General features: G+C 47.5%; 9 protein-coding genes. 2 read left to right on the plus strand and 7 right to left on the minus strand.

What is annotated here, in order from left to right; genetic code table 11:
• Positions 1-52: 52 nt before the first annotated feature.
• The 5 genes from A4V09_RS13860 to A4V09_RS13880 form a co-directional block, all read right to left on the minus strand.
• Positions 53-2,500 carry a hybrid sensor histidine kinase/response regulator gene (locus A4V09_RS13860; protein WP_084043594.1) on the minus strand — a complete coding sequence of 816 codons (2,448 nt, stop codon included), beginning with the start codon at positions 2,498-2,500 and terminating at the stop codon, positions 53-55.
• Between the two features lie 339 nt (positions 2,501-2,839).
• A complete protein-coding gene (locus A4V09_RS27005; RefSeq protein WP_065542876.1) occupies positions 2,840-3,280 on the minus strand; it encodes a cyclic nucleotide-binding domain-containing protein in 441 nt (146 codons plus the stop codon).
• A gap of 192 nt (positions 3,281-3,472) precedes the next feature.
• Positions 3,473-3,787 (minus strand): hypothetical protein, encoded by a 315-nt coding sequence (locus tag A4V09_RS13870; protein WP_157123505.1) that lies wholly within the window; start codon positions 3,785-3,787, stop codon positions 3,473-3,475.
• A gap of 147 nt (positions 3,788-3,934) precedes the next feature.
• Positions 3,935-4,210 carry an MFS transporter gene (locus A4V09_RS13875; protein ID WP_065542878.1) on the minus strand — a complete coding sequence of 92 codons (276 nt, stop codon included), beginning with the start codon at positions 4,208-4,210 and terminating at the stop codon, positions 3,935-3,937.
• A gap of 41 nt (positions 4,211-4,251) precedes the next feature.
• The gene (locus A4V09_RS13880) at positions 4,252-5,028 is read right to left on the minus strand and encodes an SDR family oxidoreductase (protein ID WP_065542879.1); all 777 of its coding nucleotides are present in this window, start codon (positions 5,026-5,028) and stop codon (positions 4,252-4,254) included.
• Between the two features lie 272 nt (positions 5,029-5,300).
• On the opposite strand from A4V09_RS13880, the gene A4V09_RS13885 reads away from it, so the two are divergent.
• Entirely contained in the window at positions 5,301-6,422 is a 1,122-nt protein-coding gene (locus A4V09_RS13885) for an ROK family transcriptional regulator (protein WP_065542880.1), read from the plus strand.
• Positions 6,423-6,564: 142 nt separating this feature from the next.
• Here the strand turns inward: A4V09_RS13885 and A4V09_RS13890 are convergent, their stop codons facing one another.
• Complete coding sequence (locus A4V09_RS13890; RefSeq protein WP_065542881.1) at positions 6,565-7,524, minus strand: DUF1848 domain-containing protein; 960 nt, start codon at positions 7,522-7,524, stop codon at positions 6,565-6,567.
• 211 nt (positions 7,525-7,735) lie between these two features.
• On the opposite strand from A4V09_RS13890, the gene A4V09_RS13895 reads away from it, so the two are divergent.
• Entirely contained in the window at positions 7,736-9,679 is a 1,944-nt protein-coding gene (locus A4V09_RS13895) for a right-handed parallel beta-helix repeat-containing protein (protein ID WP_065542882.1), read from the plus strand.
• 48 nt (positions 9,680-9,727) lie between these two features.
• On the opposite strand, the gene A4V09_RS13900 is transcribed toward A4V09_RS13895, so the two are convergent.
• The gene (locus A4V09_RS13900; RefSeq protein ID WP_065542883.1) at positions 9,728-12,430 is read right to left on the minus strand and encodes an EAL domain-containing protein; all 2,703 of its coding nucleotides are present in this window, start codon (positions 12,428-12,430) and stop codon (positions 9,728-9,730) included.
• Between the last annotated feature and the right edge of the window lie 15 nt (positions 12,431-12,445).

Here is a 12,445-nt window from a genome sequence, read left to right on the forward strand (position 1 = left end):
ACCTGATTTTTGCATTTCTTATTCCATTTTCCTGCAAGATCACGCACCACTTTTATTGCAACCATCTGTTTAGAACATCCAGCAGCCGCTTAAGCTCAATGGGCTTCGCAATATGATCATTCATGCCTTTATCCCTGGCTTTTGCCACGTCAGCGGTAAAAGCGTCTGCTGTCAGCGCTATAATGGGCACAGTCCCCGCATCACAGCGGTTTGAAGAACGAATGGCAGAAGTGGCGTCATAGCCATTCATGACCGGCATCTGGATATCCATCAAAATGGCATCATACTCGCCCACTGCGGATGCTTCAAACACTTCACGCGCACGCTGTCCGTTCTCCACTGCGTCTACAACGAAATTCTGCATCTGGAGCAGCTCCACCGCAATCTCACGGTTCATGTCATTGTCCTCTGCCAGCAGGATTTTTTTGCAGTCTGTCCGCGTATGTATATTCTCATCCCTTGATTCTACCGTCTCACCCAGGTCTGAAGATATAAATATATAGAGTACCTGCAGCATTTTGGACTTAAACAGAGGTTTTGTGATAAACGCATCTGCTCCTGCCTGCAGAAATTCCTCCTCGATTTCCGAATAGTCATAAGCGGAAACAATGATAATGGGCACATCGCTGCCCAGTTCTCTGCGGATGGCTTTCACTGTCTCCAGACCATCCATCTCCGGCATCTTCCAATCCAGCACAACAGCAAAAAAATCATCCTTCTCTTCATGGGCTTCTACAATCCGCCGGACAGCCTCCTTACCAGATAATACCCAATACCCCCGCATTCCCAATTCATTGAGCAGTGCCGCTGCACTTTCACAGGTGATCTTATCATCATCCACGACCAGTACCGGCAAACCGGCAAGTTCCTCACTGTATTCCTCTTTTTCCAGACAGAGTTCAAGGGGAACGGATACGGTAAATTTACTGCCCTTACCCAGCTCGCTCTGCACATTGATGGAACCGTTCATCATCCTGACAATATTCTCCGTAATGGTCATACCCAGGCCTGTGCCCTGCAGTTTACTGATACGGGAATCCTCTGCTCTGGTGAATGGTTCAAATATCCGGGGAATGAAATCATCGGCTATCCCAATTCCATTGTCGATACAGATAAATTCGTACTGGCTTTTCCCGGGAGACGGTGCGTGCAGTTCATTGATGCGAAGTATGATCCTTCCTTTTTCAGGGGTATACTTGATTGCATTGGACAAAAGATTCATAAGGATCTGCTGCAGCCGGTCACCGTCAGCAATGACATTCTCATGCCGTACCTGACCGATGCTGATTTGGAATTCCTGCTGTTTTTCTGTCACCAGAGGGCGGCACATGTCCGTTATATTCTGAACCAGCTCCGGCAGATTGACCTTTTCCGGCATCAGATCAATTCTCCCGCTTTCAATCTTTGACATATCAAGGACTTCATTGATCAGACTGAGCAAATGACGGCTTGATGTGCCGATTTTGTTGAGACAATCCCGTATCTTTTCCGGTGAATTTATATTGGCCTGAGCAATTGCCGCCATTCCCATAATAGCGTTCATGGGTGTCCGGATATCATGTGACATGGAGGAAAGGAAGTTTGTCTTCGCCTGATTGGCTATCCTGGCAGCCTGGCAGGCTTCTTCCAGGGCGATGCGCTGTCTCTGCTGTTCCTCCCGGTCATTGGTCATATCAATCCCCACACTGTAAAAGGACGGAATACCATCCCAGCTCTCCTCAGCGCTTACATAGCTGAACGTCATGGTGAGGATTTTAATTCTGCCGCTGCGTGTGATAATGCGGGCTTCGATACTTGTATCTCCGCCATTTTCTTTGGAGTTCTCCATGATCTTTACAGTCCGCTCCAGATCATCCGGGTGTACATAATCACAGCGGGAATGCAGTTCTGTTTCAAACTGCGATTTGGTATAGCCGATCACCTGCAGAAAACCGCCTCCATACCATAGAATCGTCCGCATATCCCTGGCATCCACCCTGGCAAATCCGCCGGGGATCGTCCGGATGATGGCTTCTTTTTCCCTGTCCTTTTTTGCCATGTTGTATTCCATGCTGTGGTTATCGTGGGACAACTCCAGACGTGCCCTGTGGCCTTCCCAGTAGACAATACGGTCCTTGATCAGAAATATGCGGTCCAGCACGGGATTATAAAATTCCCATTCATAAAATTCATCTTCTGTCAAAAGATGGTTGGTACAGAAGGGACAAGGACTGGTCCTGCCCTGTATTACCTCATAGCATTTGCGGCCTGCCACCTGCTCAAATGGCCTGCCCAGGGTTTCACAGGAAGACGAATTCAAATACAGAAGTTCATATGTCTCCAGATCAGCCAGATAGACATTTCCCACATATTCATCCATCATCCATTTAAAATAATCTGATTTTCTATCCGAATTGCAGGTTCCCTCTCCCACGGAGCTTGACAGCCTGCTGCACTCACCGGATGGCATGTTCCCCTCAGCTATGTTTCCTGCAGGGTCCGTATTTCTTTGACATTCCATGTCTTTCTCCTTCAACCAAATAATCCTCTTATATTCCAAAATATCTGTACCAAAACAAGTATTCCTGATTTGTTCACATACATATTTATGTATTATATCATAAATAGCAGAAATAGCAAACAATAAGAAAATGGATTTACTTTGCCTCTGTTTTCATAAACATCATAAGGAAGCGAAGCAGTCGCCCGCCGCTGCCGTTACTCTTGTTTTTGGTGATGCTATCTCTCCGCCTGCAGAGGTGGGAGAATGTCCTCCATGCTTTCTTCATAAAAAGGATAACGCCATACACGTAAAAAAACCGTGACATAAATCACGGTTCTGGATAATGTTCCTAACTGCTTATTCTTTAAAGTACCGGTTTAAAGCATCCGGTTCCGGTATCACAAAAGTATTCTTATCATAGCGGACAAGAAATGTTCCACCAGAACTTTGAGCTGGCGGGAAGCTGTCTCCCTTTTTGTTCCCAGCATATCCGCGATCTGGGTCACGGTGGGTTTCAGGCAGATACGGACACCTCCCTCCTCCTTTTCCCGTCATCACGTGCCAGCTTCCACAGTTTGGCTGCCATCTTTTCCCTCTTGTGGCATTGGTGGTATTCTTTAGCTGACGGTACAGTCTCCGGACCTTATGAGACTGGGAGAAAAAAAGAAAATGCAGGAGTCTGGCATCTGTTTCCATCAAAGACAAAAGCTGCTTTCCGGGAATCGCCAGAATCTCCGCAGCCTCCATAATCTCACAGCTCACAGGTTCCGGCAAATCCTGAAGTTTCTCCTCATTCATTTTCCCAGGACGAAGATCACCTATCCGTCACCCTCACGCTCCTATCTTACGTCTGATCTCATTATATCTCCAACTGCATCCATGACTGCCGCCAGATGTTTTGCCCACGCGCGGCATGACTTTTCCTAAGGCTCATTATAACGTAACAGATATCGAATATCTACCTATACTTATAAGATACTTAACTTCCTGTTAATAACAGGATACACGTATAGAGCTCAAATCTATATATTGATCATAAAAATATCCAATCCCCGCAAACAGCATCAGCAAGACTACCAGAAACAGGATAAAATAATACTGATGCTCACTGTGCATGACACTTATCTTATAATTCATAAACCAAGTCTTTACGGATCCACTGCTGCCCAGGATCAGGATAGCAGCCTGTATGGCGGGAAATACCAAAATTTCCGTATTCTCTCCCAGCATAAAATATGCGGGAACAGTAAGTATTAGTGTCAGGGCAAAGATGATCCAGGCCCTTTTATTATTTTGAAATATCATATTGTCTTCTCCTTCCACTGTCCTTTCCCGCATCTTAAGACGGTTTCTGCAGAGTGTCAATAGGATACTCACAATATCCGTTTTTTTCTGCCTGAGGTACATCCCTCCCTTATGCCTGTACCTGTTTGGCCCCGGCTCTGTCCGCGCTCAGGGAACGCCTTCCATGAATACACAGAGCACCATGGGGATCCAGATAAAGCTGGCCTCAATGTATGCAAGTGCCTTTGGTGTCTGGGCAGTGTTTGCCACATAGCCGCCCTTTTTCAGAAGCAGGCCGATGACTGCGCTGGCAAGGCCCATGCCGGCCTTTACAAAAAAGCCCTGAAAAGCGGCAATGAGACCTGAAACACTTTTGTTTTTCCTTTGGCAGTAGGTCCGCGCATTGACTGCGCTGACCGTAAGAAAGTTTTCGGCAGCCGGCACCCCATGGCCAAAGGCAAAGCCGCTGAACAGTTACAAATTTTTCAGAAGCAGGTAAAAGCGCCGTCCACAATAAAATCAGAACCTGTGGTAAAGCTGCTGGTATCTCCCGCCAGATACACGGCTATGGACTGCAGCTCTTCCGGGCGTCCCATACGTCCCATAGGCGCCATGGCATTCCACTGTTCGATCAATGGTTTCAGGCTTGGGGAATTGAGTGTCAGCTCTGTTCCCATGTATCCCGGGCTGATACAGTTTACCCTCACACCGCGTTTCGCAAACTCGATGGCCATGGATTTTGTGAGCTGGATCACGCCCGCCTTCGACGCATTGTAGGAACACTGGGGCTGAGGTACATTCACAATGTGTGCTGACATGGACGCTGTGTTGATGATAGAGCCGTGTCCCTGTTTCAGCATTTGTTTTGCGGCTGCCTGTGCTGTTAAAAATACGCCGCTTAAATTAATATCAATGACTTTTTTCCACTGTTCATAAGTCATCTCCTCACAAGGGATATTCATGCAGATGCCCGCATTACAGAATGCGGCGTCCAGCTTGCCGAATGTGCCCACGATCTCTTCCATCATGGCATTGACTTCTTCGGGCTTTGTCACATCCGTCCGGATGGCAATGGTCTTCACACCATTTTCCTCCCCAATGACTTTTGCGGTCTTATTCGCTTCCTCAATGTCCACATCCACGATTGCCACATCACTGCCTGCTTCCGCAAGCGCGATCGCGATCTGTTTGCCGATACCTCTGGCACCTCCTGTTACAAAAGATACTTTTCCGTCCAGTCTCATTTTCTCGATAATACCCATGGTTTGTCTCCTTTTCTTCGTGATATTTGTTTTGTGATCCATTTTTGTGAAATCGTTTTGTAAAATCTATTTATATAATAATCCCCGGACGGCAATTCGTAAATATGCATAACTATCCAAATATTGGGTTGCATTTTTATGAATTTCTACCAACGGTGTTTATTGGATGTTTGTGTTATACTCTATTGTAGAAAGTTTTTTTATAAATATCCTTTATAAATCTAAGGCTGCAGGGTATCTCCCCCTGCCTGCAGGAAAGGAATGAAAAGAATATGGAAAATATTACATTGACCGATATAAAGAAAAACAACTATTCTTTAATTTATAATCTTTTGTACGAGCAGGAAAAGCTTTCCAAGCAGGAAATTGCAAACCAGCTTCACTTGAGCCTGCCAACCGTCACACAGAATCTGGTCGCGCTGGAGGAGGCCGGACTGATCGAAAAGGGAGGACAGTTTGAATCGCAGGTGGGAAGAAGGGCTGTTGCCTACACCGTCTGCCCTCATGCAGGAATTGGGATCGGGGTGGAAATATTAAAGAAGCAGGTAAGGATTCTGGCAGTTGACCTGAAAGGCTGGATCTGTGGATGTGTGGAACATAAGCTTCTCTATAGAAATGACGATGCCTATTATAAGGAGACGGCAGACTTTGTCAGTGACTTTATCCGGGACAGCGGATTTGGAGAAGAACAGGTTCTTGGAATCGGATTTGCTGTGCAGGGCCTGACAACGGCTGACGGGCAGGAGATTATCTTTGGTAAAACACTGGGGTACACGGGGCTTAAGATCACAGCTCTTTCCAGACATTTGAAATATCCTTGTATGTTTCTCCATGACGCCAAATGTGCTGCTGCCACAGAGCTGTGGAACCGCAGGGATTTGACGGATGCTATCTATCTCTCCATCGGAAAGCATCTGGGTGGTGCCGTGATCATCGGGGGACAGACTGTGATGGGAAAACAGAACCATGGCGGTGCCGTGGAACATATGACCCTGATCCCAGGAGGACGGCCCTGTTACTGTGGAAAATCAGGCTGTATGGAGGCATACTGCTCTGTCAACGCGCTTATTCATGAGGAGGAGACATTGGAGGAGTTCTTCACCGGACTTAGAGACGGGGAAGCGGAGAAAAAGAGACGTTTTGATGAATATCTGGATCATCTTTCCACAGCGGTGAATAACCTGCATATGGTGATGGACTGCGATGTGATTCTGGGAGGACATATGGCACCTTTTCTGACAAAGGCGGATATGGATATCCTGCAAGAAAAAGTATGGGGGAAATCTGCGTTTCCGGATGAGGAGGATTTTATCTTTTTATCGGAAACTGCAAGGGATTCTGTGCCGGTTGGGGCGGCGTTGGAATTTGTGAGGGGATTTTTGGACGGTATTTAATGTATTTGCGGAGGGGCGGAGGCAGTATGACTTTGCAGCTGCCCCTGCTCCTCCACAAATGCAGGCCCCCTGTAGCTTTTCCACACCTGCTGCCATTGAGCATGGCTGGTACCGCCGTGCTCAATGGCAAATACAATCCTCTTTATGTTCCATCCCAACTGAAATAAGATTCCAGACTCTCCTGCAGCCGTTTCAATGATTTCACCTTTCTCTCCGTCACCCGATCCTCCGGCAGTATCTCACTGCAGAGGATCGGAGAATCTACCCTATGTTTCTTCCTTCCCCCAGCCACGGCAGCACCGCTTTGGTTGGCATAACAGTAGAGGCATCCATGGGGACAAGTGTCATAGGCGCCAATATCAATACTCTCCATGCAGCCGCATTGGCTTCTCTGGTTCTTGTCCTTTCCGGCTTCCAGGCCGCAGCCGCACAGGCGCTGGATCAGTTCTTTGTCTATACAGCTCCCGTGGGCGGTCCCGTATTTCTGAAGGTCCGCCTTTTCCGCGCAGGTCACGATCTCCATGCCGTGGCTTTTGGCGGTTTGGGCCAGCAGCCCGGCCAGCGCGCACAGACTTTCCTCCTCAAAGGGCTCACAGCCCAATTTTTCCAGGTTCTTTCGTATCTTAGGATAGAAATCCAGAAAACTGATGACCACCCGCTTTGTATATCCTTCCAATGCATCCGCAATCTGCGTAAATGCCCGCAGATGGTAAGCAGCCGTATACCGTTCACTGAAAAAAATAGGATCATACCGCCATATGACCCGCTCTGCTCCAAGACTCCCGGCAAGTGTCCTGAATGCGGGGATCAAAACCTGTTTCTTATCCGGCAGACCGGGCTCCACATCTTTTCCGTATCCGGTCAATGTAAACTGAAAGTAATACATGTATTCTTTCAGTAAAGAAATCCGTTCCAGCATAGGCGCAGGATTCTTTGTCCAGAATACAATGCAGTCCACCACCTCCGGGGCCAGGGAAATACGGCTGACCTGGTGGTGGGAAATAGGATTGCGCACACAGGCATACCCCGCTTCTATCCGCTCAAAAAACCAGTCCGAATAATATGCCGGCACATCTGTTCTCCGGCTCACACTCAGAATCAATCATGTCACCTCTTTTCCGAAAATATGTTCGTTTTTCTGATTATACACCATTCTGTCCTTTGACACAACCGTGACACAAATTTCAAGGAAAATCCCCCAAAATTCGTCTTGTCCCACTCCTCTTGATTGTCTATACTTAAAGACAGGAAAAGTATAGAACAGAAAGGTAACGAACAGTTATAGGAAAAGTTTTATAACAGGAGGAAAATTCATGAACAGAGAATACCATGTAGCAGTCACAGGCTGTGATCACGGGGAGGGAACAAAAGAGGCTCCCTTCAGAACCATATCAAAGGCAGCAAAGACCGCCGAAACAGGGGATAAGATCATTGTGCATGAGGGTGAATACCGGGAATGGGTAAAACCGGAACACAGCGGCTACAGTAATATCAGCCGCATTGTATATGAAGCCGCCCAAGGAGAAAAGGTGGTGATCAAAGGCTCCGAACGAATTCAGAACTGGGAAAATATAGAGGGAACTGTCTGGAAAGCCGTTGTTCCAAACACACTTTTCGGGGACTATAATCCATACAAAGAACCGCTGTGGGGTGACTGGTTCATCTATCCGGATGACAATTCCGTCCATGCAGGTGACGTATACTTAAACGGCAAATCTTTCTATGAAGCAAAATCCCTGGATGAGGTGAAAAATCCTCAGATCCGTACAGAGGGATACAATCCGCCGTGGACCAAACATCCGGAACCGATCAAGGATAAAGCATGGACCATTCATCAGTGGTACGCTGAGACTGACCATGAAAATACATACATTTACGCCAACTTCCAGGGCGCTGACCCAAACAAAGAACTGGCTGAGATCAATGTGCGCAAGTGCTGTTTCTACCCTGAGAAAACAGGTATGGATTATATTACGGTGCGGGGCTTTGAGATGGCTCAGGCCGCCTGCCCGTGGACACCGCCCACGGCTGACCAGCCGGGTCTTCTGGGTGCCAACTGGAGCAAGGGCTGGATCATGGAAAATAACATTATCCATGATGCGAAATGCAGCGGTATCAGCATTGGCAAAGAGGCATCCACAGGTCATAACCACTGTACCAGAAGGCACAGAAAACCAGGTTACCAGTACCAGATGGAGGCCGTGTTCCGCGCTCTGAAAATCGGCTGGAGCAAGGAGAAGATCGGTTCTCACATTATCCGGGGCAATATCATCTATGACTGCGGACAGAATGGTATTGTAGGTCATATGGGCTGCGTATTCAGCCAAATTTATAACAACCATATTTACAATATCGCTGTCAAACATGAGTATTTCGGCTACGAGATTGCAGGCATCAAGCTCCATGCAGCTATTGACGTACAGATCCGCAATAATAATATTCATGACTGCACCCTTGGTACCTGGCTTGACTGGCAGGCACAGGGCACCCGTGTCAGCAAAAATCTGTTCTACAACAATGACCGTGACCTGATGGTTGAGGTGACTCACGGACCTTATATGGTGGACAACAACATCTTTGCCTCTGCCTATAACTTTGACAACATTGCCCAGGGCGGCGCTTACGTTCATAACCTGTGCTGCGGAACCATGAGAAGAGAGGATGTTCTGAACCGCTCTACCCCATACCATTTCCCGCACAGCACAGAGGTCGCAGGCACTACCCCTGTATATGGAGGGGATGACCGTCTGTACAACAATATTTTTGTGGGCAGTGCGGATGCCTATACCGAGCAGTCCTTATGCGGAACCGAAGGCTACAACGGCTCCACCTCCACCCTGGAGGAATATATGGAGACCGTTGCCTCCATGGGTAATGAGGACCTGGAAATGTTTGAACAGGTAAAACAGCCGGCCTACATCAATCACAATGCCTATCTGAAAAATGCCCCGGCATTTGATAAGGAAAAAGATAACTTTAAAAGTCAGGCTGACCCGCAGGTAAAAGTCTCCGTTGAGGGAGAAGAAACCTACCTGGAGATTCAGCTTGAAAAAGACATGCTTAATATACCTTCTGAGATCATCTGCACAGAAAAACTGGGTATGGTCCGCATTCCGGAAGCTCCCTTTGACGGCCCTGACGGTGAATCCATTGTTCTGGACAGTGACTACAACGGCACCAAACGCTGCGGCACACCCGCAGCCGGACCTTTGGAAGGCCTGAAAGAAGGATACAACAAAATAAAAATCTGGGGATAACCCATAACAATGAAAACGGGACGCCGAAGATCCAGGCGTCCCGTTCCATTATTTATCCAAATACCTCTTTTCATATTCATCCACAGCGATCGGTTTACTGAACAGAAATCCCTGCGCCAGTTCCACACCGCAGGAACGGAGGACTCCAAGCTGTTCCTCTGTCTCTATCCCCTCTGCCACGATCTGGATACCCATCTGTTTCCCCATCTCCACAATGGAACTTATGATAGCCCGGGCTTTGGGATTTTTCACCACATCATCCACCATACTCTTATCCAGTTTCAAAACATCGAACTCCACTGCCGACAAAAGAGCCAGATTCGCGTATTCTGTGCCAAAGTCATCAATGGTCACAATAAATCCCGCCTCCCGGATTTTTTCGATCAAAGTACCAATATCAATATCATTGACGCTTCTGACGGTCTCTGTTATTTCTATCTCAAGATATTTGGGTGAGATTTTATATTTTTCGCATATGCCTAAAAGACGTTCTATGAAATGCGGCTGGGCCAGGGAATATCTTGAAAAATTCACGGATACAGGAAACCCCTTCTTCCCCTCCATGCTCCATTCTTTTATCTTGGAACAGATAAATTCAAACACAAAGAAGTCAATTTGGCTGACTGTCTGGGATTCCTCCAAAAGAGGGAGAAAATTGCCCGGAAGAACCAGGGAGCCATCCCTGGACTGGTATCGGATCAGGGCCTCCGCGCCCACTGCCATTCTGTCCGAAGATGAAATCTTTGGCTGCAGATAAACCACAAACTGGTTCCTGCTGATTTCTTCCCTGAGTATTTCAGGATCCGTCAGATAAAGCAGCTCGTCACTGTGGTGACGGTACCTTTTGGAAACCGGGTTATTCCTGTAAAATTCCTTCTTGTCCTCATACATCCTGGCATCCGCATTTGCCACAGCCTGACTTACGTCCACCAGCTTCTCTGTCCACTGGGAACCAATGGCTGCCTTGCACAGTTCATCTCTTTTGAAAGATGCCCGCAGAGCATTTACCTTTCCACGGAAATGCTCTTTTGATACGCCGGGGCAGACAATCACAAACTCGTCGCCTCCCACCCGGTAAAAACTGCCGTCCTGAAAAACCTGTTTCATGCGCTCCGCGCATTCAATAAGCACTTTATCCCCGAAAGCATGGCCAAACTGGTCATTAATATCCTTCAGCCCGTTGACATCCAGGTATACAATACCCACGCTTCCCTCTCTTCCCGCCAGCTTCTGCATATCTTCCATGTAGCGGTTTCTGTTGTAAAAGGATGTGAGGGTATCAAAATAACTGAGATGGGACAACTGCTGCTCATCCTCTGCTCTGCGATAGGAAAGCAGGATAAAGTAGCAAAGTGTCTGAAGGATCGAACCGATATTTAACAGTCGTTCCTCCGGGAGATTATCCACACCAAGGCATCCCACCACCATCCCTTCCTTCTCCAGAGGGGATATGGCTAAGTTGCGGATATTCCGTTCCCGGATGATATCCTCACTTCCCGGAAACATTTCCCTGAATTCCTCCGCACTTTTTATGACTATGCAGCCTTCCTTTCGCAGTATTCCGCGCCACTGTTCCATTTGTTCCCTGTGCAGGTTCTGCAGAACCTCCTGCCGGGATTCCACATTTTCGGCACACCATTCATAGTCGTTATTGAAAAATCCTCCTGTCAGATCAAACATATATGTTCTCTCTGCATTTAAAAACATACCACTCTCCTGCAGGACATCTTTTACCGCGTCTCCTATATCTTTTTCACAGTACAGAGTTCTGATGCATTCCATCACCATCTGCTCTGAGCTGAGGGCATACCGCAGCTTTTCTTTTTCATACTCTGCTTCCGTAGTATCAAAAGCCAGCTCCAGGCGCGCCTGTTTTCCATCCCACTCAATCAGACGGTCTTTGAACAGGTAATGCCGGCCTGTAAGGGGATTGGTATTTTCCCAGGTATAATTCTCTCCGCTTTTCAGATATTTGGTGGTGCAGAACGGACAGGGGGTATCTCTTCCCTGTAGTACCTGATAGCAGAGCTTCCCCTTCACATCATCTATATGAAAACTGCGCTTTCCCGCTTCATTTATGAATAACAATTCATATGTGTCAACCTCAGAGACATACAGAAGTTCAGAGATTTCATTCATGGGCGCCTGAATATCCTCTGTCATTCTGGAAAGTTTACGGCTCTTTTCCAGATTGGCATTCTCCATCAGTGCAACTGCCTTACGCCTTTTCTCCTGCTGCTTCATATAAAATGCCAGAAAGATTGCCGCAGCCGTACATATAAGGGTCAGCGCAGCAAAACAAATCTGTGCCATACGCACGTAACCCTCCGCATACTGCTCCGCAACTCCTACACTCTTATCAGCCAGCTCAAAATATTCTTCGCTCAAACGGTAAAGTGCACTACTGTCTGCCCCCTGTCTCACCTTCAGGATCTCCTGCTTTATCTCTTCCCAGCGTTCCTGCATAAGGGCCATCATTTCCTGATATTCCGCGTCATTGAGCCTGGCCAGATGATTTTCCCCTTTTCCCGTGCGCAACTCTTCTATGATGCCGTCCAGCTTATCTATCAGGGCATCATCCTGGGTTCCTTCCAGTTCCTCTTTCACCAGCCTTTGGGTTGCTCCGCGCACAACCCCGGTATAGTTGATGACTCTTGCATTTCCCTGGAGGCTCCTCATGGAATATAAGGACAGAAGCCCGGATAATACCAGAGCGACCAGCAGAAAAATGTTTCTCATCTTCTTTTGCATATGCACTTGCCCTCA

This window comes from Blautia pseudococcoides (genome assembly GCF_001689125.2).
GTDB classification, from domain to species: Bacteria; Bacillota; Clostridia; order Lachnospirales; family Lachnospiraceae; genus Blautia; species Blautia pseudococcoides.